This is a genomic window from Rhizobium sp. 01T444, from assembly GCF_056398305.1.
This window is the reverse complement of sequence record NZ_JBFTPD010000012.1, coordinates 1-23,839: the sequence shown is the minus strand read 5'-3', so window position 1 is coordinate 23,839 and position 23,839 is coordinate 1. Positions and strand designations below refer to the sequence as shown.

The following is a 23,839-nucleotide window of genomic DNA, read 5'->3' as shown; positions in this document are numbered from 1 at the left end:
CGTGCAGAGCCTTTTCAGCCGCCGGCCACATCTGATCCTGGCGGTGCTCGGAACCTATTTTCTGCTCCACCTGATCGTACGGCTCAGCATTCCCAATGCGCTGGAGCTGGACGAGGCGGAGCAGATCCTGCTCTCGCAGTGGTTCGCCTTCGGCTATAATTCGCAGCCGCCTTTCTACAACTGGGTGCAGTATGGGGTGACATCGCTGCTTGGCGTGTCGCTCTTTTCGCTGTCGCTCCTCAAATGCAGCATGCTGTTCCTCTCCTACACCTTCTACTGGCTGGCGGCACGGCTGACATTGAAGAACAGCAGCTTGGTGGTGGTGGCGACGCTTGGCCTGCTCACCGTGCCGCAGATCGTCTTCGAGGCGCAGCGGGATCTCACCCATTCCGTGGCGACGATCTTTGCCGGCTCGCTGTTTCTCTATGGTTTCTTCCGCACGCTGAAGACGCCTTCGGCAATCTCTTATGCCATCGTCGGCATTGCGACCGGCATCGGCATGATATCGAAGTATAATTTTGCGCTTCTTCCTGCCGCCGCTCTGGTCGCTGCCCTCATCGACACCGATTTCCGCAAGCGGATTTTCGACTGGCGGCTCGCACTGACGATCGTCTTGTCGATCGCAATCGTGCTGCCGCATGCGCTCTGGTTCCTCCAGCATCTGGACCTTGCCGTCGATCGCACGCTGCACAAGATGACCGGTGCGGGTGAAGGCTTTCTGTCGCAGGTATCGACCGGCTTTTTCCGCTTCATCTCCGCGATGGTCGGCATCGCCGGCGTCTCGGTCGTCATTTTTCTGGCGCTCTTTGCCAAATCGCTGCGGGCAATGTGGCGCGCTTCCAGCCGCTGGACACGAATTGCCGGGCGCATCCTGCTGATCGAGATCGGCGCCATTGCGCTGATGATCCTGCTTGCCGGTGTCGACAACGTCGCCGACCGATGGCTGACGCCACTCTTCCTCATCCTGCCGCTCTATATCTGCATGAAGGCCGACAGTGCCGAAGTCGATGCAGGCGTGCCCTTACGGGCATCGCTTGCGGTAAGTGGCGTCATCATGGGCGCGGTGCTCGCCGTGCTTGCCATGCGGGCCTATTGGGGGCCGCTCATCGGCGATTATCAGCGCCTGAACATTCCCTACGACAGTTTTGCCGAGATCATCCGCAGGGATATCGGCGGCGAGCCCGGGCTGATCGTCGGCTATGATCCGCATCTCGACGGCAATATGCGCCTGCAAATGCCGGGCACCCCGGTGCAGTCCTATTTCTATCCGGAGTTCAAGCCGAAATTCCAGCTGGATGCGAAACATCCCGTCGTCTTCGTCTGGCGCGACGACAAGGGCGGGACCCCGCCGGCCTGGCCGAATGAATATTTTGGGGATGTGCTGGCGCAGACCGGCTTGAAACAGCCGGAGACGCATATCGTCGCCCTGCCCTATATCTACGGCCGGCCGGGTGATACCTATCAATTCGCCTACGCGGTCGCCTATCCTTAGGAGCGCAACTCCTTCCAGGCAGCATCCAACGCAATCTTGGTGATGCGTGCCATCTCATCGACTTCCTCGTGGCTGATGACGAGCGGTGGCGAGGCCAGCATGCGGTCGCCGGTGGCGCGCAGCACGAGGCCGTTTGCGAGCGCGTGATTGCGCACCAGCGAGCCGATCGGATCAGGCTTTTCGAAGCGGGTGCGGGTTTTCTTGTCGGCGGCAAGCTGCAGGCCGCCCATCAGGCCGACGCTTTCCGCCTGTCCTACGAAATCATGCTCGGCAAGGGCGCCCCATTTCTTGGCGAAATAGGGGCCGATATCGTCGCGAACGCGCTCGACCAGCTTCTCCTCCTCGATAATGCGCAGGTTTTCGAGGGCCGCGGCAGCGCAGACCGGGTGGCCGGAATAGGTGAAACCGTGATTGAAATCGCCGACCTCGTTGATCAGAACGTCGGCGATGCGATCGCTGACGAGCACGCCGCCGATCGGCAGATAGCCTGACGACAGCCCCTTGGCGATCGGTGCAAAATCCGGCTCGACGCCGAAATACTGATGGCCGAACCATTCACCGAGGCGACCGAAGCCGCAAATGACTTCATCGGTGACGAGCAGGATGTTGCGCGCCTTGCAGATACGGTCGATCTCCGGCCAGTAGGTCTCCGGCGGTATGATGACGCCGGCTGCCCCCTGGATCGGCTCGGCGACGAAGGCGGCGACGTTCTCCTCGCCGAGCTCATCGATCTTGGCTTCCAGCTCGCGGGCGACCTTCAGACCGAATTCGGCCGGCGTGAGATCCCCTCCCTCCCCATACCAGTAGGGTTGGCCGATATGGACGATGCCCGGGATCGGCAGATCGCCCTGTTCATGCATGTATTTCATGCCGCCGAGGCTGGCGCCAGCGACCGTCGAGCCGTGATAGCCATTGCGCCGGGCGATGACCGTCTTCTTCGACGGCTGGCCGACCGCCGCCCAATAGACGCGGGCCATGCGGAACCAGGTGTCGTTCGCCTCCGAGCCTGAGCCGGTGAAGAAGATGTGGTTGAAGCGCGGCCCGGCCTTGGACGTCACCTTCTGAGCCAGCAGGGTCGTCGGCGGCGAGGTCGTGCCGAAGAAGGCGTTGTAATAGGGGAGCTCGTTCATCTGCCTGACGACGGCATCGGCGATTTCCTTGCGGCCGTAGCCGATATTGACGCACCAGAGGCCGGCGAAACCATCGAGATATTTTTTGCCGTTGGCATCGAAGATATGCACGCCCTCGCCGCGCTGGATGATGCGCGTGCCGTCGGCATTCAGTTTCTTCATGTCGGAGAAGGGATGCAGATGATGGGCGGCATCGATCGCGGCAAGGTTCGACAACGGATAAGTATCGGACATGATTAGACCTTCGGATTGAAAGGCTTTCGGTGATAGTTTACGACCTTGGCCTTCTGCGAGAGGATTTTCAAGGTCATGGCGAGCAAGGGCAAAGAGGCTGGAGAGGGCGATCCGCGTTTCGAGATCCTGGTTGTCGGCATGAATGGCGATCTGCGCGGCAAGCAACTGCCGCTTTCGGCCGAAAAGAAAGTCTGGGCTGGCGACATCCGCCTGCCGACCTCCACGCAGTCGCTCGATATCTGGGGCGATGACAATGACGACATCACCGGCCTGTCGCTGACAATCGGCGACCCCGACGGCAATGTCATTCCCGACAAGCGCAGCCTGACGCCGATGCCCTGGGCGCCCGAGGGATCGATGCAGGTGCTTGCCATGATGCATGAATTCGACGGCAGCCGCAGCTTCATGGATCCGCGCAGCATTCTCGCTTCCGTGCTTGAACGCTATGCCGAACGCGGGCTGACGCCCGTCGTCGCGACCGAGCTGGAATTTTATGTGGTTGAGGAGAACTGGCGCGAGACGGGCATTCCCTCCCCGCCTGCAAGCCTCACCTATCGCGGCAATCCGAACGGCTTCCAGCTCTACGACATGAGCGCCGTCGATGCACTCGACGACTACCTGCAGACGCTGCGCGCCTACGCCAAGGCGATGAACCTGCCGGCGGAGGCAACGACGGCGGAATTCGGGCCCGGCCAGTTCGAGGTCAACCTGCTGCACCGGCCCGATGCGCTGGCTGCGGCCGACGACTGCCTCTACCTGAAACGCGTTGCCGAACAGGCGGCGCGCAAGCACGGGCTGAAATCGACCTGCATGGCCAAGCCCTATTCGGACCAGGCGGGATCGGGTCTGCATGTGCATGCCAGCATCATCGACAGGGATGGCAACAATATCCTCGATGCCAAGGGCGGCGAGCCGACACTTCTGAAATCGGTGACGGCAGGCATGCTGCAGACCATGCAGGAGGCGCAGCTCGTCTTCGCCCCCTTTGCCAATTCCTATCGCCGCTTCCAGCCGGGCTCGTTTGCGCCGACCGATCTGACCTGGGGTAGCGGGCATCGCGGCACGGCAATCCGCATTCCTGATAGCAACGGGCCGGCGGCGCGCATCGAGCACCGCGTGGCGGGTGCAGATGCCAATCCCTATCTGCTGCTGGCGACGATCCTCGGCGGCATGCTGCTCGGCCTCGACGGAGATCTCGATCCCGGCGAGGAAACGACGCCCGCCTATACGCCACCGGGCGCGAAGCGTCTGACGCATGATTTCCTGACGGCGGTCGAGGCCTTCCGGCAGTCGGCATTTATCGCCAATATCTTCAGCGATAAGTATCGAAAGTTGTATGGTGATACGAAGTACAAGGAAGCAATAGCGTACCTGCGCACCGTGTCGGATTTCGACTATCGCACCTATCTTGCGCGCCTCTAGTTAATAGAGCCCGTCACATAACTTTCACTTAGACGCTTTTCTTAACCCTGTTGGCATTATCGATTATCTATACTCGAAATCGGTAATATATGCCCGATATCAGCATATTCAATAAACCGGCAACGGCGCCGGATTGGATGACGAGTTGAAAGGGATCGGTTTGATGAACCGCATCACTCTTGAGGGAAAGCTGCTCTTTGCGACCGTCATCGTGGCGTTTCTGACCCTCATTCTGACAGCCAGCGCTCTCATTCCGACTTATGAAAGCTACCGCTCCACCAATAACAATCTGCTGGCTGTAGAGCGCTTCCGCCAGGTTCTGGAAGCGGCGAGCCGCATGTCGGCGGAGCGCGGACCGGCCAACGACATCATGGCGATAGAGCCAAATAGCAGCGCGCCCGCAACAGAGCGTTTAAAGGTCTTCCGGCGCATCAGCGATCTCTCGCTCGAGGCGCTCGATGAGCCGCCCGAAGTCGATCTATCCTCCTCGCTTCCCGATCTCCAGGGGGCGCTCTCTGAGACAAGGGCGCAGCTTCGCAGGGCTCGCCAAGCCGTCGACCGCGTTGCCGCCACACCGCTCGCCGACCGCGAGCCCGGCGATGTGCAAAACGCGATCGGCGAAATGATCGAGGTGATCGAAACATTCCAGCATGTCGTCGACTGGCACATAGCCGCTTTCACCACCCGCCGGTCGGAACTGACCGCGCCATTCCTGACGGGGCGGATGATCAGCGACATGCGCGAATATGGGGGCCGGGCCGCCTCGCAGATCATGGGTCCGATTGCCACCCGCCAGCCTTTACGCGACAGCCATATCACCGACGCGAACCGCACCATTGGCCGGCTTCTGGAACTGCGTGCGCTGATGCAGGGCCAGAAAATCGTCAGCGATCACGAGGCGCTCTCTGCGCAGCTCATGAAGGATGTCGATACGATCTTTTTCGGGTCTGGCCTCGAACTCGTCAAGATATTGATCGAGCAAGGCAAGATCTCGGGGGACTATTCGGTTTCCGCAGTTGACCTGACACGCGACTATGTTCCGACGCTGCAGCCGCTGGAGCGGCTGCGTACGGTCTTTCTCGACGATGTGGTGAAGCGCTACCGGACCCAGCACTACGCCGCTTCCTATCGCCTGGCGGTCATCGCTGTGATCACGGCCTCCGCTCTTGCGGTGCTGTTTACGCTCTTCCGCTCCATCCGCCTGCACATGCTCGGTCCGCTGCTGACGGCACGACGCCAGATCATCGCGCTCGCAGACGGCAGTCCCGCGACCGACCTGGAGACGATCTCCAAGGCGCCGGAGATGCGCAGCCTGTTCGAGGCGCTGGAATTGCTGCGCGGCAAGCTGGACGAACGGGCCGAATATGAGGCCCGCCTGAAGATGCAGGCCGAAAAGGACGGGCTGACCGGTGTCTGGAACCGCCGGGCGCTGGAAGGCTTCGGCAATGCCCCTTCGGAGCGCGAGGAAGATGTCTGCCTGATGCTGATCGATATCGATCACTTCAAGACGGTGAACGACACCTATGGCCATCTGACGGGCGACGCCGTGCTCATCGAAATCGCCACCCTGCTGCAGGGCGCGATGCGTCCGACGGACATCGTCGCGCGCTATGGGGGCGAGGAATTCGCCGTTCTCGTTTCCACATCCGATCTTTCGAACACCTTGGATTTTGCCGAAGAACTTCGCAGCCGCATTCAGGCGCATGTCATCCGTGACGCGGAAACCGGCGTCGCTCTCTCGATCACTGTCAGCATCGGCGTCGCCTCCGGCGCCTGTGGTGCTGAAGGCTGGCGACAGCTCATCGCATCAGCCGACGAAGCGCTGTACTGCGCCAAGAAGAAGGGGCGCAATCGCACCTGTGTTTTCGGCGACGAGGCGGACCGGGATATCGTCGAAAGCGCTCTCATTCCTTTCAGGGCCAGACGCTCCGCTTCGTTCTGAAAATCACGCGGCCGGTTCGCGCCGCTCCCTCTCGCCTTCCTGCGCGGCCAATCCCTGCTTGACCAGCACCTTCAATTCGCCCGGATGCAGCTTGACGGTGACATCGCGCTCCAGCGGCAGAAGCTCGCCATCCATCACGCAGTTCGCCTTGGCGCGCAACTTCGGGAAGTGCAGATGCACCTCGGCCGGATGCAGGACCATGACCGCATCGTTTTCCCGGAATCTGCCGCGCAGCATGTCGATCGCCAACCGTGCGACGCCGAGCGGTTTCAGCGGTTTTGCCGTGTAGAAGCCGAGTTCGCCGCTGCGCAGATTGTCGGCATAGAGCAGCGCGTTTTCGCCGAAGGGGTTGTTGGAGACTGATATCGCCGAGACGCGTCGGGTCTCCTTCATGCCGGCCGCCTCGAACTCGACCTCGAATTCCGGCGGGTTGAAGACGACGCCGAAGGCAGCGCGAGTGCTGGCGCCCATCTTTCCGAGGCGGGAGCGGTAGCTGTAGGAATTGCGGTAGCGCACCATGCGCGCATGCAGGCCGGCGGAGAACTGGTGGATGAACGGCCTTCCGTTGGCGCTGGCAATATCGATATTGTCGACTTCGCCGAAAGCCAGCACATCGAGCGCCTGCCAGATATCGAGCGGCACTTTCAGGGAGCGGGCAAAGAGGTTCATGGTGCCGGCCGGCACGACGCCGAGCGCCACGCCGTTCTTCCAGGCAATCGATGCGGCCGCCGAAATGGTGCCGTCGCCGCCGCCGGCGACGATGCCGTCGATGTCGTCGCGCCGTGCGGCCCGTTCCATGGCGGGAACGATCTCGTTGCCGGAGAAGACGATGGCATCGAAATCATGGCCGGCTTCGCGGAAGACTTCTTCCGCGCGTTTCTCATAAGCCTGCATGTCCGTCGTTCTGAAGGTACCGCCGTCGCGATTGAAAAAACCGACGAGCTTCATGAGGTGCCTGTTCCTATCCCGCTATCCATGCCCTCAAGAAATGGTTGACGCACCTGCGATTTCAAGCCGGATGGTTTTCCGGGTCACATCGCCGAAACGCAAATATTGCAATGGACGTATGCAGATAGCAGGACGCTGCACTGCAAAAAAAGCACTCGACGCTTCCGGTTTCCCGTTCAATAGATGGGATATTGGAGATCATATCTCCGCCCCCCGCCATTTCTGCCCACCAATTGCAAATGACCGGCCCTGCGCGTCCCGCCAGCGGCCGTCGCCAAGCTTAGATCCTCCGAGGACCGCCCGTGAGCCAGGTTGCCGTCAACGATTCTATCGATGCTTCTATCGATTCCGGGCCGGAGGCAGCGCTTCCCTCGGCCATGACCGTTGCCCTGGTCCAACTCGCACTTGCCGCTGGCGGCTTCGGCATCGGCACCGGTGAATTCGCGATCATGGGCCTACTGCCGAATGTGGCCGATACTTTCTCGGTCACGACCCCGCAGGCAGGTTATGTCATCAGCGCCTATGCGCTCGGCGTCGTCATCGGCGCACCGGTCATTGCCGTGCTCGCCGCCAAGATGGCGCGGCGCACGCTGCTGCTCTGCCTCATGCTGCTCTTTGCCGTCGGCAACATCCTGAGCGCCGTCGCACCGACCTTTGAGAGCTTCGCGGTGCTGCGCTTCATCACCGGCCTGCCGCATGGCGCCTATTTCGGCGTGGCAGCGCTCGTCGCCGCCTCCATGGTGCCGGTGCATCGCCGCGCACGGGCCGTCGGCCGGGTCATGCTCGGCCTGACGGTCGCAACTCTGCTCGGCACGCCGCTGACGACCTTCTTCGGCCAGGCGCTCGACTGGCAGGTCGCCTTCCTCACCGTCGGCATCATCGGTCTGTTGACGGTCGCCCTCATCTGGTTCTACGTGCCGCATGACAAGGTCGCCGAAGGGGCGAGTGCGCTGCGCGAACTCAGCGCCTTCCGTCGTCCGCAAATCCTGCTGACGCTCGCCATCGCCGCTGTCGGTTATGGCGGCATGTTTGCCATGTTCAGCTATATCGCCTCGACGACGACGCAGGTGGCGATGCTGCCGGAGACGGCCGTTGCGCTCATGCTCGTGCTGTTCGGTGTCGGTATGAATGCCGGCAATGTCATCGGCTCGTGGCTGGCGGACAAATCGCTGCTCGGCACGATCGGCGGTTCGCTGGTCTATAATATCGTCGTGCTGACGATGTTCTCGCTGACTGCCGCCAACCCCTACATGCTCGGGCTTTGCGTCTTCCTCGTCGGCTGCGGTTTTGCGGCGGGCCCGGCGCTGCAGACGCGCCTGATGGATGTTGCGGCCGATGCGCAGACGCTGGCCGCCGCTTCCAACCACTCTGCCTTCAACATCGCCAACGCACTCGGCGCCTGGCTCGGCGGTCTCGTCATTGCCTGGGGTTACGGTTTTGCGGCGACCGGCTATGTCGGCGCCGTCCTGTCCTTCCTCGGCCTCTTCGTCTTTGCGGCGTCGCTACGCTTGGAGCTCCGCAGCCGGAACGCTTAGAGCCTTTGCGATACGCAGCTCCCGTCCCTCCGGGCTGCAGAAGACGAATTCATCGCCCCAGGCGGCAAGCGCCCGGATGACCGGTTTCAGCGTGGAGCCGAGCGGTGTCAGCGCATATTCGACGCGCGGCGGCACGACCGGGTAAACAGTTCGTGAGATCACGCCGGATTCTTCCAGCTCGCGCAGCTGCTTCGTCAGCATGCGCTGGGTGATGGCAGGCAGATGGCGTCTCAGCTCGTTGAAGCGCAAAGTCTTGTCCATCAGGTGGAAAAGGATCACGCCCTTCCACTTTCCATCGAGATAAGTCAGCGTCGCTTCCACCGGGCAACCCGGGAAATTCTCGATCAGTTTGGCGCGCGGGCGTGACATTTACAGTATCCTTTTTGGTACTACGTACAGAATTTGTGCATTCTTGCGTTGCCGGAACATAGGTCGCATCTAGCTCTCGTACAACAGACACAGGAGTTACCAAGATGCGCGCCGTCGCCTACAAGACCCCACAGCCAATTGCCGCCGAAACCTCGCTGATCGATGTCGAACTGCCCACACCCGAGGCCAAGGGCCACGACCTGCTCGTCGAGATCAGGGCGGTCTCCGTCAACCCCGTCGATGTGAAGGTGCGCGCCAACATGGCGCCGCCCGCCGATGAGCTGAAAGTGCTCGGCTTCGATGCCGCCGGCATCGTCAAGGCCGTCGGTTCCGATGTGACGCTGTTTACGCCAGGCGATGAAGTCTTCTATTCCGGCGTCATCAATCGCCCCGGCTCGAATGCCGAGTTCCAGCTCGTCGACGAACGCATCGTCGGCAGGAAACCGAAGACTCTCGACTTCGCCGCTGCGGCCGCCCTGCCGCTGACATCCATCACCGCTTACGAAGCCTTGTTCGACCGCCTGCGCGTCACCGATCCGGTCCCAGGTGCTGCCCCTGCCGTGCTCATCATCGGTGGTGCGGGCGGTGTCGGCTCGATCGCTATCCAGGTCGCCCGCGCGCTGACGGACCTCACCGTTATCGCCACAGCCTCGCGTCCGGAAACGCAGAACTGGGTGAAGGAGCTTGGCGCCCATCACGTCATCGATCATTCGCAGCCGATCGCGCCGCAGGTCGCAGCACTCGGCATCGGCGCGCCGGGCTTCATCTTCTCGACGACGAATACGGACAAGCATGTCGCCGATATTGTCGAAGCGCTCGCGCCGCAAGGCCGGTTCGCACTGATCGACGACCCTAAGACCTTCGATATCGTTCCCTTCAAGCGCAAGGCCGCTTCGGTCCACTGGGAACTGATGTTCACCCGCCCACTCTTCGGCACGCCCGACATGATCGAGCAGCACAAGATCCTGAACAGGATTTCCGAGCTTGTCGATGCCGGCAAAATCCGCACGACGCTGTCGGAAACCGTCGGTGCGATCAACGCCACGAACCTGAAAAAGGCGCATGCCATGGTCGAAAGCGGCAGGATGAAGGGCAAGGTCGTTCTCGCCGGATTCTGAGGTTTTCGAGGTCGAAAATCCGCCTTTTCCGACGCTCGAAATATTGCGTAAAGGATGCTGACCTATAATGCCGCGCCGAGGGTGCGGCATTCTGGCGTTAAGCATTTAAGCAGCTTGACTTTTTCCGCATTCGAGACCACCTAGTGTGACACGTGGATGACGTACGTCGTGCACGGATATCAACGGAGCCATCATCACGATGCCAAGCGACAGTAGCAGTCGATTGCCTTTGCCGTACGCGGCCTTCGTGCGCTGACCTGGTTGCTCCGGGCTCGCCCGATCGGACGCTACGGCGGATCGACGGAAAGGCGAGCCAATGAATATCAATCGCTTCCCTCTGCGGGCCGGCTATGCCGCCCGTGCGTTCATGAATAACAGCCGTGTTGCGTCCATCGCCGAGCGCGTGGAATCTCTGAACGGGCTTGCCCCGGCTGAAGCCGGCCGCATCCTCTCGCGGATGCCGCAGGAATATGCCGTCAACATTCTCGACCGTCCGGAGCTGCGCAACGCACCGGCCATTCTGGCGCTGATGGACAGTGCGGATTCGGCCCGGCTGCTGCACGGCATGTCGAACGACCGCGTCGCCGACGTCCTGCTGGAACTCGACATCGATGACCGCGTACGCCTGTTCTCCAGCCTGGAAGAACCCGTCCGCGTCGCCATCCAGCATCTGATGGGCTATCCGCCGCGCACGGCCGGCAGCATCATGACGACGGAATTCGTCAGCGTGCCCGATGACTGGACGATCGCCCAGACATTGGACCATGTCCGGCAGGTCGAACGCTCGCGCGAAACCGTCTATGCGATCTATGTGCTGGATCATAATTCCGGCGTGCTGCTGCATGTCGTCACGCTGCGCCGCCTGATCACCGGCGAGCCCGATGCCTCGATCCTGTCTGTTGCCCAGAAGGGCACGCCGGTTTCGGCCAATGCGCTGATGAAGCAGGAAGATGTCGCGCGGCTGATCCGCAAGCATGACCTCCTGGCACTGCCCGTCGTCGACGATCACGGCATGGTGCTCGGCATCGTCACGGTCGATGACGTGATCGACACGATGATAGCTGATACGACCGAAGCCGCGCAGAAATTCGGCGGTATGGAAGCGCTCGGCAAGCCCTATATGAAGATCAGCTTCGGCGGCATGATCCGCAAGCGTGCAGGCTGGCTCTGCGCCCTCTTCCTCGGCGAAATGCTGACGGCAAGCGCCATGCAGCATTTCGAAGGCGAGCTGGAAAAGGCCGTCGTGCTGACGCTCTTCATTCCGCTGATCATGAGCTCCGGCGGTAATTCCGGTTCGCAGGCAACCTCGCTCATCATCCGGGCGCTTGCCGTCGGCGAGTTGAAGCTGACGGACTGGTGGCGAGTGCTGCTGCGCGAACTGCCGACAGGCATCGTGCTCGGCGCCATTCTCGGGCTTGTCGGCCTGCTGCGCGTGATCTTCTGGCAGACTGCCGGGCTCTATGATTACGGCCCGCATTGGCAGCTGGTCGGCCTGACGGTCTTTGCCGCATTGGTCGGTATCGTCACCTTCGGCTCCATATCGGGTTCGATGCTGCCGTTCATCTTGCAGAAGCTGCGGCTCGATCCGGCAACGGCATCGGCTCCGTTCGTCGCCACGCTGGTCGATGTGACCGGGCTCGTCATCTATTTCTCAGTGGCGCTGCTGATCCTCAGCGGGACGCTGCTGTAGATCCTGCTTCAGATTTCAGGCCGGTCGGCCTGAAATCATCCGCATCCAGAGCTTTGTTCTGATGCAATTCCGGACGAGGCCCTCAGTGCCTGCATAGGATGCATAAGATGCATAGGCAGTTTTCCACTGCTCTATAGGAAATGTCAGATACACACCTGTCATGTCACCATCTGACATTTCCCACACGGCGTATGGAAAATCCTATGCAAGTTATGCATCCTATGCACCCTATCAATGATCTGGCTGGCTCTGCGCAAGAACAGCTCCATCCCATCACCTCAACGCAAAATCGCTGCACATTTTTGTTGGAATGGCTCTAACGTTCGACGAAGGGGAGGCAGAGTGGTGTCCCATCAACGGGATGGGATATCACGACGGCGTCGATGCCGAAGACTGCGCGAATGAGCTCCGGCTTCAGAAGATCGGCAGGGCTGCCTGCCGCGTGAATGCCGCCATCGGCGACCGCGATGATGTGGTCGGCATATTGGGCGGCATGATTGAGATCGTGGACGACCATGACGATGGTGCGTCCACTCTTCTCGTTCAATTCCTTCAACAGTTCCAGAACTTCCAGCTGATGGGCGATGTCGAGATAGGTCGTCGGCTCGTCCAGCAGCAGGATCGGCGTTTCCTGCGCCAGCGCCATGGCGATCCAGGCGCGCTGGCGCTGGCCGCCGGAGAGGCGGTCGAGCGGGCGCTCGGCGAGACCGGTCAGGCCGGTCGCGGCCAGCGATGCCTCGACGATCTGCTCGTCACGGCGCGTCGTGCGCGACAACATGCCCTTGTGCGGATGGCGTCCGAAGCGGCAGAGCTGGCGCACTGTGAGACCATCGGGTGAAACAGGGCTTTGCGGCAGGAGCGCCAGCGTCTGCGCAATCGTCTTGCCGGGCATGGCGGCGATCGCCTTGCCGTCCAGCGTCACGGTGCCGCCGAGCGGCTGGATGATGCGGCCGAGCGCGCGCAGCAGCGTCGATTTACCGGAGCCGTTGGCGCCGATCAGGGCGGTGATCTTGCCGTCGGGGATCGTGACATCGACATGATCGAGAACCTTGATCGCGGCATAACCGAGCGTCAGGTCCTGCGCGGACAGGCGCGAATGGGCGGCATCAATCATACCTGCATCAGTCATGGGCGGCCTGCCTCCTTGATCAGCAGGAAAATGAGATAGGGACCGCCGATCACGGCAGCGACGATGCCGGCCGGGATCTCGTTCGGCAGGGCAACTAGCCGGCCGATCAGGTCAGCAGCGGAAAGCGTCAGGGCGCCGATCAGGGCGCTTACTGGCACCATGTGGCGGGCGCGCGGGCCGGCGAGCAGCCGGGCGGCATGCGGTGACAACAGGCCGAGGAAGCCCATGCTGCCGACGGCGGCGACGCTGCCGGCGCAGAGCAGCACCGAGACGACGATGAGGCCGCCGCGCAGGAGACCGGGCGAGATACCCAGGCTCGTCAACGTATCGTCGCCGAAACCGCCGGCATCAAGCCGGATGGTGGCGATCAGCACGAAAGGCAGACAGGCGAGAAGCCAGAGCGAGAGAGCGACCACATCGGTCATCGTCGAGCCATAGACGCTGCCGGCAAGCCAGACCATCGACTGGTCAGCGCGGGTCGGCACGAGCACCATGACATATTGCATCAACGCCTGGGCCAGCATGCCGAGGGCGACGCCGACGAGCGCCAATGCCGCTATGCCGCCACCGAAGCTGCGGCCGATCGCAAGCAGCACCAAAGCGCCGGCAACCGCGCCAGCGATGACACCTGATGGAATGGCCCAGACGGCCCAGGCCGGCGGGGTGAAGAGACCGGCGAGGAAGGCGCCGAGGCCGGCCCATTTGGTGATGCCGACCACATCGGGCGAGGCCAGCGGATTGCGCAGCGCACCTTGCAGGAAGGTGCCGGCAATGCCGAGCGAGGCCCCGGCGAGGATGGAAACGATGACGCGCGGGGCGCGGTACTGCATGACGATGAAGGCGCTCTTGCCGCCGGCGATACCATCCAGCACCTGGGCGACCGACAGGGTCACGGCGCCGATCGTCATGCCGAGCACGGCAATGATGAGGATGAGAACAGCGACGACGAGGCAGACGCTTGCCGCACGCAGGCTCTTCGATGGCAAGGCCGCACTGGTCATTTTGCCCTCTGCCGCCAGAGGATGGCAACGAAAGCCGGTGCGCCGATCAGCGCCGTCACGATGCCGACAGGGGTTTCGGCCGGAAAAGCGGCGACGCGGCCCACGAGATCGGCGGCAGTCAGGAGCAACGGGCCGGCGATGGCGCTCAGCACAATCACTGTCAGCTGGTCGTTGCCGGCGAGACGCCGCACGATATGTGGCACCAGCAGGCCGATGAAGCCAATCGGGCCGCTGACGGCGACGGCGGAGCCGGCGAGAATGACGATCAGCATTGCAGCAAGGCCGCCGACACGCCGGGCATTCTGGCCAAGCGAAACACCGGTGGTCTCATCGAGCGCCAGCACCCCGAAATGACGACCGGCGATGAGGGCGATCCCCCCGCCGAGAAGCGTGAAGGGCAGTATGATCCAGACCTTGCTCCATTGCGCGCCATTGATGGAGCCGGCAAGCCAATAGACGATATCCTGACCGGCATTGTTGGCAACGAGGATCGCCTGCACGAGGGCGGCAAGCACGAGCTGGATGGAGATGCCAGCAAGGGCCAGCTTCATCTCGTTCATGGCGCCCGATACCGACAGTGCCCACATGGCGAGACCTACGGCAGCCGCGCCAATGAAGGCCGGCCAGACCGTGCCGCCGGCACTCAGGCCGGGCATGGCGATGAGAGAGATGACGATGACCAGTGAGGCCCCGGCATTGATGCCGAAGGTCTGTGGCGAAGCGAGCGAATTGCGGGTCAGCGTCTGGATCAGCACGCCTGCAATGGCGAGATTGGCGCCGACCAGCATGGCGAGCATTGCCCGCGGCAGGCGCACATCCCAGACCAGCGCGCTATCCGGCGAGCCGTCGGGTGCAAACAGCAGATGAAGCGCGCGGGCGACCGGCAACTCGGAGACGCCGAAGGAAATGCCGGCGAGAATAACCATGGCGAGCGCCAGCAACAGGCAGAATGCCAGCAGCACGGGGCTGCCGGTTTCATGCCGCATGGCTGCGCCGCCTTTTGTCGTCATTGGCGCTTATCCGGCCTGATAGACCTTGGCGAGGATTTCGCGAGCGATCATCTCTGCCGTCGTCAACCCGCGGAAACGGGAAAACTGGTTGCGGTCGACCTGAAAGACCATGCCGGTTTTCACCGCCGCAATGTTGTTGAAGGCGGTGTTGCTCTTCCACTGGTCGAACACGGTGGCGCCGGCGTCGGTCGCGACCAAAAATACGTCCGGATTGACGGCGACGAGACGCTCGATCCCTGCCCCGCTTTCCACGGCATCGCTGGAATCGATCGCCGGCGTCAAGCCCATGGCCTTGAAGACGGAACCGGTGAAGGAGGAGGAGCTATGCAGGCTCATGGAATCGGGATTGGCGACGGCGAGCAGGAAGCGGCGCTTTTCGCCGGCCGGGATCTTTGCGACCAGTCCGGCGATGACGGCCTCATGGGCGGCGAGCGCCTGTTCACCCTTCGCCTTTTCACCCAGGGCATCGGCGATGGTTATGACCGAAGATTTGATAGTCTCGTAGCTGCCTTCCCAGCTGTTCAGCACGATGGTCGGCGCAATGGCACTCAATTGTTCGTAGATCGCCGAATGGCGGAGTTCATCGGCAATGATGAGATCGGGCGTCAGGGCGGCGACGAGCTCGAGATTGGGCTCCAGCCGCGTGCCGACCGAGCTGTAGTCGATCTTCTTGCCGAGAAGCTGTTCGATACGCTTCGGCTGGTTGTCGTCGGTAATGCCAACCGGCACGACATCGACCGCATTCAGCGCCTGCACGAAGGAGAATTCGAGGGCGACGACACGCTGCGGCTTGCCGGAGATTTCGGTAGTGCCGAGCTCGTGTTTGATCGTGCGCTTGTCATCATCGGCAAAGGCAAGGCTCGGTACGGCAGCAACCGCACCAGCCGAGAGCAACAGGCCGAACTGGCGGCGCGACAGCGGAATATCAAAAACGCTCACGGCAAATGTCCTCATACTGAAATGATCACCGGCCCTCACACCGGATGAGACACCCGCTACAGAAGTGAAGTGAATTTTTCAAGTAAAGTTTACAAAAACAATCACCTTATTGGGATGCCTTGTTGGGGGCGCGTCAGTTGCGCTCGGGCAGCTTCAGCGGTCCATGCGTCTTGATGCTGCGAATGGCGAAATTCGAGCGGATATCGGTGACATTCGGCAGGGTCAGCAGCGTCTCCGTCAATAGCCGCTCATAGGCCGAGAGGTCTTCGACCACGACTTCCGCCAGGAAATCGGCCGTGCCCGAGATCAGGAAACAGGAGACGATTTCGGGGATGGCGAGCAGTGCCGCCTGCTGGGCCTCGGAATTCTCCTTGCTGTGACGGGCAACCTTGAATTCGACGAAGACGGTGAGGCCGAGCCCGACCTCCTTGCGATCAATATCGGCTGTGTAGCGGCGGATGACGCCGAGCTTTTCGAGATTGCGGATACGGCGCAGGCAGGGTGATGGCGAGAGGTTCACCTTCTCGGCGATCTCGACATTGGTGGCGCGGGCATCCTCCTGCAGGCATTTCAGGATGGCAATATCGAACTTATCGAGATTTGGCATATTTGCGAAATCCATCAACATGAATTGGCAGATCATTGCGCATAACACGTTTTTTGAGCCACAGATAGCAAGGACATGCCTCGGCTTCCGGCGCTAAAGTTCTTTTCAACCGGATGGCATCCGGATGGAGGAAAGGACAGGACGATGAGCACGATCGCATTTTCAAACGAGAAATCGCCTTCGCAGACACTGGGTTATGCCGCCGGCACGATCACCGTGCTGATCTGGTCGACATGGTTTCTGGCAACCCGCCACAGCGCTGCAACGCCGCTCGGTTCCATCGATATCGGGCTCATCCGCTTCGGCATTCCGGCGCTCGTTCTCTCACCGGTCTGGCTGCGCACCGGGCTCTTGCCTAAGGGCCTTCCGCTTCACCTGCTGGCGATCATGGTCGCCGGCTGCGGTGCGATCTTCTTCCTGGTGACGACGCTTGCCATTCATTCGACGCCAGCCGCCTCGTCGGGCATCCTGCTCGGCGGCTCCATGCCGCTTGCCACCGCCTTGATCGGCGTTCTGCTGTTCGGCGAACGGCCGGATGCCACGCGGATTGCCGGGCTGCTCGCGATCGTCGCCGGTGTGCTGATCCTGCTCGTTCGCAGCCTTGCCGATGCTTCCCTGCCCTGGACGAGCTTCGTGCTGCTGCCATCAGGCGCCGTTCTCTGGGCAAGCTATACACATGCCTTCCGCCGTTCGGGCCTGACCGCCATCCAGGCCAGCGCGCTGATCGCCATCTGGTCCTTCCTGATCATGGCCGTCCTTGCGCTGGTCTTCGGCATTTCGCTGCCGCAGGCCCCTCTTCCGGAAATCGGCCTGCAGGTTCTGAGCCAGGGCATTCTTTCCGGCCTCGTTGCCATGGTCGCCTACGGCACGGCGGTGCGCACCCTCGGCGGAACGCAGGCTGCGGCTTTCACCGCGCTGACGCCGGTGCTTGCGACACTCGGCGGCGGCTTCCTGCTGGGCGAGCAGATGGGTCTTGCCGAAATCAGCGCGGCCGTGATCACTGGCATCGGTGTCGCGCTCTCGACCGGTATTGCCGCCAAGCGCCGCTGAGCATCCACCAAAAACAAAAGCCGCCGACAGCGATCCGCTGCGGCGGCTTTTGCATGCCTATCGTTCGGGCTTGGGGGTTCAGGCTGTCGCCTGGATGACGACGACCTTGGCACCGACTTCGACGCGGCTGTAGAGGTCGATCACATCGTGGTTCATCATGCGGATGCAGCCGCTTGACATGGCAAGGCCGATCGATTGCGGCTGGTTGGTGCCGTGGATGCGAAAATGCGTGTCGTTGCCGCCGCGATAGAGATACATGGCGCGCGCACCCAGCGGATTGTTCGGGCCGCCCGGCATGCCGCCGGCGAGCTTGCGATAGCGCTCCTCGCGACGCTGCATGTTTTCCGTCGGCGTCCAGCTCGGCCATTCCGCCTTGCGGCCGACATAGGCATTGCCGGCGAAGGCCAGCCCCTCACGGCCGACACCGACGCCATAGCGCATCGCCCTGCCGTCACCGAGGATATAATAGGCGCGCCGTATCGGGGTATCGACGACGACAGTGCCCGGCGCAAAGCTGCCCTCATAGGCAACTTCGGTGCGGCGCAGCTCCGGCTTGATCTGATCGATCGGCACCTGTCGCAGCGGAAATTTCTCATCCGGAAGTGCGGCATAATTCGTCTGGCTGTTCAGAGTGGTCGAAGAGCAACCGGCGACAAATAGGGGCAGAGCGATCAGAAAGCCCCGGCGCGAGATCGTCATGAATGTGTCCTTAACGCGTCAAGAAGATGTCGCAAGCTAAGGAGATTATGGTTAATGAAATGATAAACGGGCGCGGCAGAAAGAGATAACGAATGTGTTATCAGGTATAGGCGGCGCATTGCTCGGCGCAGCTTTCAATACTACTCGCCAGTGCAAGATATTGATCTGCGGCAAGATTTTTCCGGGGTCATTCCGGCGCCGGGGTTACGGCGCCGAACAACCGCGCGGCCTCACATATTCGGATAGACCGGCCCCTCGCCACCCTGCGGCGGCACCCAGTTAATGTTCTGGTTGGGGTCCTTGATGTCGCAGGTCTTGCAGTGGACGCAGTTCTGCGCGTTGATGACGAAGGTCTCTTGGCCGTCCTTTTCCACCCATTCATAGACGCCGGCCGGACAGTAACGCGCCGACGGGCCGGCATAGATGTCATGTTCGGACGATTTCTGCAGGGCCATGTCCTTCACCTGGAGATGGACCGGCTGATCCTCCTCATGGTTGGTGTTCGACAGGAAGACGGAGGACAGGCGGTCGAAGGTGAGCACACCATCCGGCTTCGGATAATCGATCTTCTTGTGCTGTGAAGCCGGCTCCAGCGAGGCTGCGTCGGTCTTGCCATGACCAAGCGTGCCGAAGAAGGAGAAGCCGAAGAGCTGGTTGGTCCACATGTCGAGACCGCCAAGGGCGACGCCCAAGGCTGTGCCGAACTTCGACCATAGCGGCTTGACGTTGCGCACSCGCTTCAGGTCCTTGCCGATATCGCTCTTGCGCCAGTCGGTTTCGATCTCGRCTACTTCGTCATTGGCGCGGCCGGCAGCAATCGCCTCGGCGATGCGGTCGGCGGCCATCATGCCCGAGAGCACGGCATTGTGGCTGCCCTTGATGCGCGGCACGTTGACGAAGCCCGCCGAACAGCCGATCAGCGCGCCGCCCGGGAAGGAGAGCTTCGGCACCGACTGATAGCCGCCCTCGGTGATGGCACGCGCGCCATAGGAGAGGCGCTTGCCGCCCTCGAACGTGCCGCGGATCGCCGGATGCGTCTTGAAGCGCTGGAAYTCCTCGAAGGGATAGAGATAGGGGTTCTTGTAGTTCAGGTGGATAACGAAGCCGACGGCGACAAGATTGTCTTCCAGGTGATAGAGGAAGGAGCCACCGCCGGTGGACATATCAAGCGGCCAGCCGAAGGAGTGCTGCACCAGGCCGCGGCGGTGGTTTTCCGGCTTGACCTCCCAGAGTTCCTTGATGCCGATGCCGAATTTCTGGGGTTGGCGGCCGCTCGAAAGATCGAACTTGGCAATCAGCTGCTTGGCGAGCGAGCCGCGCACGCCCTCTCCAACAAGCACATATTTGCCCATGAGAGCCATGCCACGCGCATAGTTCGGGCCGGGCTCGCCGTTCTTCTCGATACCCATGTCGCCGGTCGCGACACCGATGACAGCGCCCTCATCATTGTAGAGCATTTCGGTCGCGGCAAAGCCTGGATAGATCTCGACGCCGAGTTCTTCGGCCTTGGTCGCCAGCCAGCGACAGACATTTCCGAGCGAGACGATATAATTGCCGTGATTGCTCATCAGCGGCGGCATCATGATGTTCGGCAGGCGGATGGAACCGGCGGGGCCGAGCAGCAGGAAGTGATCGGCATTGACCTCGGTCTTGAAGGGGTGGTCAGCCTCCGTGCGCCAGCCTGGAAGCAGGCGATCGATGCCGATGGGGTCGACAACGGCGCCGGAGAGGATATGAGCGCCGACTTCGGAACCCTTCTCCAATACCACGACCGACAGTTCCGGATTGACCTGTTTCAGGCGGATGGCGGCTGAAAGGCCGGCGGGACCGGCGCCGACGATCACCACGTCGAATTCCATGCTCTCGCGTTCCGGCAGCTCAGTCATTTCGGTCATCCATCCGTCTCCGCTCGGCCCTCTCAAGGCCGTTCATCCCCATTCCTGAGGTACTCTCTTGTCAAAACCGGAAAACATTGTCGAGCCGGGAAGCGACAGCCAATCCTCCAATTCGCACAATGATGTTCCTCCGCACAGAAGATTATATGACGCTTACGTTAACGTCAATTATTGGAGTACCGTGAAAGCGGTCTTCGCGCTTTTCTTTCACGGGACTTGCGCCCTATAGAAAGGGCACAGGAAATGGAGGAAATCATGGATCTCGGCATCAAGGGCAAACGCGCACTCGTACTGGCTTCCTCGCGCGGCCTCGGGCTCGGCATTGCGAAGGCGCTGGCGCAGGAAGGGGCAAACGTTCTTCTCTGCGGGCGCAGCGGCGAGCAGCTGGACGCCAATTGCAAGGCGATCAATGAGCAAGGAAATGGCCGGGCCGACTGGATCTGGGCCGACCTTTCCGAGGACAATTTCATCGCGAGCGTAACGGCTGCCGTGCAGGAGAAATTCGGCGGGCTCGATATTCTCGTCAACAATACCGGCGGCCCGACGCCCGGCACGACCGAGGACATGTCGCCGGAAAAGCTCGAAACCTATTTTCTCTCCATGGTCGCGCGCGTCATCACGCTGACCAACGCCCTGCTGCCCGGCATGAAGGCGCAGGGCTGGGGCCGCATCCTGACAGTCGCCTCGTCAGGGGTGATCGAACCGATCGCCAATCTGGCACTGTCGAACACGCTGCGCCCGGCCCTTGCCGGCTGGAGTAAGACGCTCGCATCGGAAGTGGCCGGCCATGGCATTACCACCAACCTGCTTCTGCCCGGCAGCATTCTCACCGCACGGCTCGACGATCTCGACGGCGCGGCCGCCAAACGGACCGGCAAGAGCGTCGAGGAGATTCGCGTGGAGAAGGAAGCGCGCATTCCGGTCGGGCGGTACGGCAAGGTGGAGGAATTCGCCGCAACGGCGGCCTTCCTCTGCAGCCAGCCGGCAAGCTACATCACCGGATCGCTGATCCGTTGCGACGGGGGTGCTGCGCGCTCCGTCTGAGCAACTGCATCATCCAGCAGCGGCCCATGCTTTGACGCTGTCGATCATCTCGCCGGCATAGGTCGGATCGTCTGCAAATTCTGCGAGTTCCGACAGGCGGTGGAAGCCGGTGAGGATAGCGATGCGCCAGCGGTCGAGCCGGCGGCCGGTCAGCATCTCGTAGGCCGAGACGATGCGTGATGTCAGATCGGGCGAGATGAAGTTCGAATAGATGAACTCCTGATGCAGCGGGCCGAAGCCTGAATCCGAGAAATCATAGAGGCCGTTCAGCCTGCCCTCAGCATGGTCGAACGCCATATTCCAGCCATGACCGTCGAAGAAGCCGTAAATGACCCCGTAAGGATCTGGCGGTAAAGCAATGAAATCCCAGATAATCCTTTCTGCATAACTTACCAGCTCGGACGACAGCAGCGGTAGCGCCTTTTCCCGCACCGCGTCAGGTGATTGCCAAGGCAGGATCGGTCCGGCGCCGAGCGCGCGCAGGCGGTCGGCATCGAGAGCATGCAGTTCGGCATAGAAGCGGGCGAGATCGTCGCCGAGGCGCTGGCGGGCCGCTTCCGGCAGACGCTCGTAATCGCCGGCGATGAGATGTTCGCCCCGGATCTTGGCATGGTTGGAGAAGATCGGCGGGCCGTCATGGATGCGCATATCGGGAACCGCCATCGACAGCGACGGCCTGATGATGCCGAGAAGGGCCGCCTCTTTGACCAGTGCCCTCTCCGCGGCCAGATCGCGCGGGAACTTGAAGATCAGCCTGTCATCCACATCGATGGCTATCGAATCCCAACCCTTCGTCGCGAGCCGGAAAACGGAGGCCGTAAGCTCCGGAAAGATGTTGGTGATGAGTGAACGAAATTCACCGGCATTCAACTCGGCCATGACCGTCTGCCTCTGCGTTTTCCAGATTCTAACCCGCGCACAGGACCTGCAATTCGGAGCAAATAGTGTTCGCCAATACAGCCTGCGCTGGCAGGTCACCAAGGCGGAGGACGCTGCCTATCCGACTATATATTAGTATAGTTTGAATATTACAGAATGTTCATTACCAAAATTTAAGCCATTATAACCGCTTAGTGATCATCGCCGGGGTGATTATGTCTTTTTTGCGCCGCAATATAGGCGGCTCAATCAGCGCGGAAAATCACGCAATCTGCCCAACAAAACCGGTTTCGCTTATGAAGAAATTTTGGATCACCGTCACTATTGTAGCCGTGGCCGCGGTTGGCTTCTGGCAGTTCGGGGACAAGATCCCCTATGCTTCACGCATCCCCTATCTCTCACAGTTCATCAACAAGCCTGAGGGCAGCCAGAACAACGGCCATCAGCAGGCGCAGGCCGATCAGGCCCAGAGTGGCGGCGGGCAGCAGGGTGGTCAACAACAGGGTGGCGGGCGCAGGCGTGGCGCGAACGGTGGTCCCACGATGATCAAGACCGTTGCAGCCGTGAAGGCCGCTCTGCCCATGGATGTGACGGCGACCGGTTGGGCCGATGCCGAGGATAATACGACGATTGCCGCACAGGAACAGGGCCTCGTCGTCAGCATCGAGTCCGAAGACGGTGCGACGGTCAAGGAGGGCGATCTGATCGCCAAGCTGGACGACCGGACGGCCAAGGCCGCCGTCGACAAGGACAATGCGATGATCGTGCGCGATACGGCAACGCTCGCAGAATCCGAGACGGCGCTGACCCGGGCGCAAGACCTCTTCAACCAGAAGGCCGGCACCCAGCAGAGCCTCGATCAGGCCAGGGCTGCCCGCGATACTGCCGCCGCGACCGTCGAAGCCGACAAGGCCACGCTTGCTTCGGACCAGGTCATCCTCGAGCATACCGATATTCGCGCGCCCTTCGACGGCAGGCTCGGCGATATCGCCCTCAGCAAGGGCGCCTTCGTCAATGCCGGTGCGGCCATCGTCACCATCGCCAAATACGATCCGATCTATGTGAAGTTCCACCTGCAGGAGCGCTACCTGCGCGTCCTGAAGAAGGCGCTGGCCTCCGGTCCGGTCGAGGTCAGCACGGCGCCCAATTCCACCAAGGGGCAAGTGCGCAAGGGCGAAATCAGCTTCTACGACAATACGGTCGACACGGCATCGGGCACGATCCTCGCCAAGGCTAAGTTCGAAAACGCCTCCGGCGCTCTGTGGCCTGGCCAGTCGGTCAATATCGTCGTGCATTTCAACAACGACGAGCAGCAGGTGGTCGTACCGACGGTTGCCGTCAGCCCCGGCCCCGACGGTTTCTTTGCCTTCGTGGCCAAGGACGGAAAATCGCATCTGACGCCTGTTACCGTCGCCCGCGCCAACGGCGGCTTCACCGCCATCGCGTCGGGCCTTTCGGAGGGCGACCATGTGGTCGTCGAAGGCCAGGGTCAGCTCAGCGACCAGCAGGCGGTCAACGAACAATTCGACGACAAGACGCTCAACGTCGCGTCCGCTGACGTGCCTCAGCAACAGCAGCAACAGGCCGAGACGATCGCGGTGGGGGCTGAGCAATGATCCCGAATTTCTGTATTCAGCGCCCGGTCGCGACGACGCTGCTTGCGATCGGTGTCATTCTGGCGGGCCTCGCGGGATACCGGCTCGTGC

Annotated in this window: 20 protein-coding genes; 9 read left to right on the top strand and 11 right to left on the bottom strand. The window is 61.5% G+C overall.

Annotated elements, in window-relative coordinates; translation table 11 throughout:
- Position 1 precedes the first annotated feature (1 nt).
- Complete coding sequence (locus AC1DTN_RS17365) at positions 2–1,492, top strand: ArnT family glycosyltransferase (RefSeq protein WP_439014468.1); 1,491 nt, start codon at positions 2–4, stop codon at positions 1,490–1,492.
- Here AC1DTN_RS17365 and AC1DTN_RS17360 read toward each other — a convergent pair.
- Entirely contained in the window at positions 1,489–2,856 is a 1,368-nt protein-coding gene (locus tag AC1DTN_RS17360; protein ID WP_439014467.1) for an aspartate aminotransferase family protein, read from the bottom strand. The two genes, AC1DTN_RS17365 and AC1DTN_RS17360, sit on opposite strands and share 4 nt — an antisense overlap.
- Positions 2,857–2,901: 45 nt before the next feature.
- Here AC1DTN_RS17360 and AC1DTN_RS17355 point away from each other — a divergent pair, with 45 nt between their 5' ends.
- The gene (locus tag AC1DTN_RS17355; RefSeq protein ID WP_439014466.1) at positions 2,902–4,278 is read left to right on the top strand and encodes a glutamine synthetase family protein; all 1,377 of its coding nucleotides are present in this window, start codon (positions 2,902–2,904) and stop codon (positions 4,276–4,278) included.
- A gap of 163 nt (positions 4,279–4,441) precedes the next feature.
- Positions 4,442–6,220 carry a GGDEF domain-containing protein gene (locus AC1DTN_RS17350; protein WP_439014465.1) on the top strand — a complete coding sequence of 593 codons (1,779 nt, stop codon included), beginning with the start codon at positions 4,442–4,444 and terminating at the stop codon, positions 6,218–6,220.
- A gap of 3 nt (positions 6,221–6,223) precedes the next feature.
- On the opposite strand, the gene AC1DTN_RS17345 is transcribed toward AC1DTN_RS17350, so the two are convergent.
- Positions 6,224–7,168 carry a diacylglycerol/lipid kinase family protein gene (locus tag AC1DTN_RS17345; protein ID WP_439014464.1) on the bottom strand — a complete coding sequence of 315 codons (945 nt, stop codon included), beginning with the start codon at positions 7,166–7,168 and terminating at the stop codon, positions 6,224–6,226.
- Positions 7,169–7,470: 302 nt separating this feature from the next.
- Here AC1DTN_RS17345 and AC1DTN_RS17340 point away from each other — a divergent pair, with 302 nt between their 5' ends.
- On the top strand, positions 7,471–8,703 hold the full coding sequence (locus AC1DTN_RS17340) for an MFS transporter (protein WP_439014463.1): 1,233 nt from the start codon (positions 7,471–7,473) through the stop codon (positions 8,701–8,703).
- On the opposite strand, the gene AC1DTN_RS17335 is transcribed toward AC1DTN_RS17340, so the two are convergent.
- Positions 8,671–9,072: a winged helix-turn-helix transcriptional regulator gene (locus AC1DTN_RS17335; RefSeq protein ID WP_477921896.1), complete on the bottom strand. Its 402-nt coding sequence runs from the start codon at positions 9,070–9,072 to the stop codon at positions 8,671–8,673. The two genes, AC1DTN_RS17340 and AC1DTN_RS17335, sit on opposite strands and share 33 nt — an antisense overlap.
- Before the next feature lie 104 nt (positions 9,073–9,176).
- Here AC1DTN_RS17335 and AC1DTN_RS17330 point away from each other — a divergent pair, with 104 nt between their 5' ends.
- Positions 9,177–10,190 (top strand): zinc-binding alcohol dehydrogenase family protein, encoded by a 1,014-nt coding sequence (locus AC1DTN_RS17330; RefSeq protein ID WP_439014460.1) that lies wholly within the window; start codon positions 9,177–9,179, stop codon positions 10,188–10,190.
- Between the two features lie 316 nt (positions 10,191–10,506).
- Entirely contained in the window at positions 10,507–11,880 is a 1,374-nt protein-coding gene (mgtE, locus tag AC1DTN_RS17325; protein ID WP_113324186.1) for a magnesium transporter, read from the top strand.
- A 316-nt stretch (positions 11,881–12,196) separates the two neighbouring features.
- Here mgtE and AC1DTN_RS17320 read toward each other — a convergent pair whose 3' ends face one another.
- The 5 genes from AC1DTN_RS17320 to AC1DTN_RS17300 form a co-directional block, all read right to left on the bottom strand.
- Positions 12,197–13,009: an ABC transporter ATP-binding protein gene (locus AC1DTN_RS17320; RefSeq protein ID WP_113324187.1), complete on the bottom strand. Its 813-nt coding sequence runs from the start codon at positions 13,007–13,009 to the stop codon at positions 12,197–12,199.
- Positions 13,006–14,010 carry a FecCD family ABC transporter permease gene (locus AC1DTN_RS17315; protein WP_113324188.1) on the bottom strand — a complete coding sequence of 335 codons (1,005 nt, stop codon included), beginning with the start codon at positions 14,008–14,010 and terminating at the stop codon, positions 13,006–13,008. The genes AC1DTN_RS17320 and AC1DTN_RS17315 overlap by 4 nt, the downstream gene beginning before the upstream one ends.
- Positions 14,007–15,020, bottom strand: coding sequence for a FecCD family ABC transporter permease (locus AC1DTN_RS17310; RefSeq protein WP_439014459.1), 1,014 nt, complete (start codon positions 15,018–15,020; stop codon positions 14,007–14,009). The genes AC1DTN_RS17315 and AC1DTN_RS17310 overlap by 4 nt, the downstream gene beginning before the upstream one ends.
- 6 nt (positions 15,021–15,026) lie before the next feature.
- Positions 15,027–15,959 carry an ABC transporter substrate-binding protein gene (locus tag AC1DTN_RS17305; protein ID WP_439014458.1) on the bottom strand — a complete coding sequence of 311 codons (933 nt, stop codon included), beginning with the start codon at positions 15,957–15,959 and terminating at the stop codon, positions 15,027–15,029.
- A gap of 133 nt (positions 15,960–16,092) precedes the next feature.
- A complete protein-coding gene (locus AC1DTN_RS17300; protein WP_037071926.1) occupies positions 16,093–16,566 on the bottom strand; it encodes an Lrp/AsnC family transcriptional regulator in 474 nt (157 codons plus the stop codon).
- Positions 16,567–16,710: 144 nt separating this feature from the next.
- Between AC1DTN_RS17300 and AC1DTN_RS17295 the strand changes: the two genes are divergently transcribed.
- A complete protein-coding gene (locus AC1DTN_RS17295; RefSeq protein ID WP_439014457.1) occupies positions 16,711–17,616 on the top strand; it encodes a DMT family transporter in 906 nt (301 codons plus the stop codon).
- 78 nt (positions 17,617–17,694) lie between these two features.
- On the opposite strand, the gene AC1DTN_RS17290 is transcribed toward AC1DTN_RS17295, so the two are convergent.
- Positions 17,695–18,315: a L,D-transpeptidase gene (locus tag AC1DTN_RS17290; protein ID WP_439014456.1), complete on the bottom strand. Its 621-nt coding sequence runs from the start codon at positions 18,313–18,315 to the stop codon at positions 17,695–17,697.
- A gap of 230 nt (positions 18,316–18,545) precedes the next feature.
- Complete coding sequence (locus AC1DTN_RS17285; protein ID WP_477921894.1) at positions 18,546–20,210, bottom strand: electron transfer flavoprotein-ubiquinone oxidoreductase; 1,665 nt, start codon at positions 20,208–20,210, stop codon at positions 18,546–18,548.
- A 255-nt stretch (positions 20,211–20,465) separates the two neighbouring features.
- Between AC1DTN_RS17285 and AC1DTN_RS17280 the strand changes: the two genes are divergently transcribed.
- On the top strand, positions 20,466–21,254 hold the full coding sequence (locus AC1DTN_RS17280; RefSeq protein WP_007825239.1) for an SDR family oxidoreductase: 789 nt from the start codon (positions 20,466–20,468) through the stop codon (positions 21,252–21,254).
- Positions 21,255–21,263: 9 nt separating this feature from the next.
- Here the strand turns inward: AC1DTN_RS17280 and AC1DTN_RS17275 are convergent, their stop codons facing one another.
- A complete protein-coding gene (locus tag AC1DTN_RS17275) occupies positions 21,264–22,133 on the bottom strand; it encodes a phosphotransferase family protein (protein WP_439014454.1) in 870 nt (289 codons plus the stop codon).
- Between the two features lie 296 nt (positions 22,134–22,429).
- Here AC1DTN_RS17275 and AC1DTN_RS17270 point away from each other — a divergent pair, with 296 nt between their 5' ends.
- Positions 22,430–23,749, top strand: coding sequence for an efflux RND transporter periplasmic adaptor subunit (locus tag AC1DTN_RS17270; RefSeq protein WP_439014453.1), 1,320 nt, complete (start codon positions 22,430–22,432; stop codon positions 23,747–23,749).
- Positions 23,750–23,839 lie beyond the last annotated feature (90 nt).

Bases quoted from the DNA above. Each gene is read 5' to 3' on its own strand.
- AC1DTN_RS17360 (WP_439014467.1), bottom strand. From the start codon at position 2,856: ATGTCCGATACTTATCCGTTGTCGAACCTTGCCGCGATCGATGCCGCC.
- AC1DTN_RS17350 (WP_439014465.1), top strand. From the start codon at position 4,442: ATGAACCGCATCACTCTTGAGGGAAAGCTGCTCTTTGCGACCGTCATC.
- AC1DTN_RS17345 (WP_439014464.1), bottom strand. From the start codon at position 7,168: ATGAAGCTCGTCGGTTTTTTCAATCGCGACGGCGGTACCTTCAGAACG.
- AC1DTN_RS17335 (WP_477921896.1), bottom strand. From the start codon at position 9,072: ATGTCACGCCCGCGCGCCAAACTGATCGAGAATTTCCCGGGTTGCCCG.
- AC1DTN_RS17330 (WP_439014460.1), top strand. From the start codon at position 9,177: ATGCGCGCCGTCGCCTACAAGACCCCACAGCCAATTGCCGCCGAAACC.
- mgtE (WP_113324186.1), top strand. From the start codon at position 10,507: ATGAATATCAATCGCTTCCCTCTGCGGGCCGGCTATGCCGCCCGTGCG.
- AC1DTN_RS17320 (WP_113324187.1), bottom strand. From the start codon at position 13,009: ATGACTGATGCAGGTATGATTGATGCCGCCCATTCGCGCCTGTCCGCG.
- AC1DTN_RS17315 (WP_113324188.1), bottom strand. From the start codon at position 14,010: ATGACCAGTGCGGCCTTGCCATCGAAGAGCCTGCGTGCGGCAAGCGTC.
- AC1DTN_RS17310 (WP_439014459.1), bottom strand. From the start codon at position 15,020: ATGACGACAAAAGGCGGCGCAGCCATGCGGCATGAAACCGGCAGCCCC.
- AC1DTN_RS17300 (WP_037071926.1), bottom strand. From the start codon at position 16,566: ATGCCAAATCTCGATAAGTTCGATATTGCCATCCTGAAATGCCTGCAG.
- AC1DTN_RS17295 (WP_439014457.1), top strand. From the start codon at position 16,711: ATGAGCACGATCGCATTTTCAAACGAGAAATCGCCTTCGCAGACACTG.
- AC1DTN_RS17290 (WP_439014456.1), bottom strand. From the start codon at position 18,315: ATGACGATCTCGCGCCGGGGCTTTCTGATCGCTCTGCCCCTATTTGTC.
- AC1DTN_RS17280 (WP_007825239.1), top strand. From the start codon at position 20,466: ATGGATCTCGGCATCAAGGGCAAACGCGCACTCGTACTGGCTTCCTCG.
- AC1DTN_RS17275 (WP_439014454.1), bottom strand. From the start codon at position 22,133: ATGGCCGAGTTGAATGCCGGTGAATTTCGTTCACTCATCACCAACATC.
- AC1DTN_RS17270 (WP_439014453.1), top strand. From the start codon at position 22,430: ATGAAGAAATTTTGGATCACCGTCACTATTGTAGCCGTGGCCGCGGTT.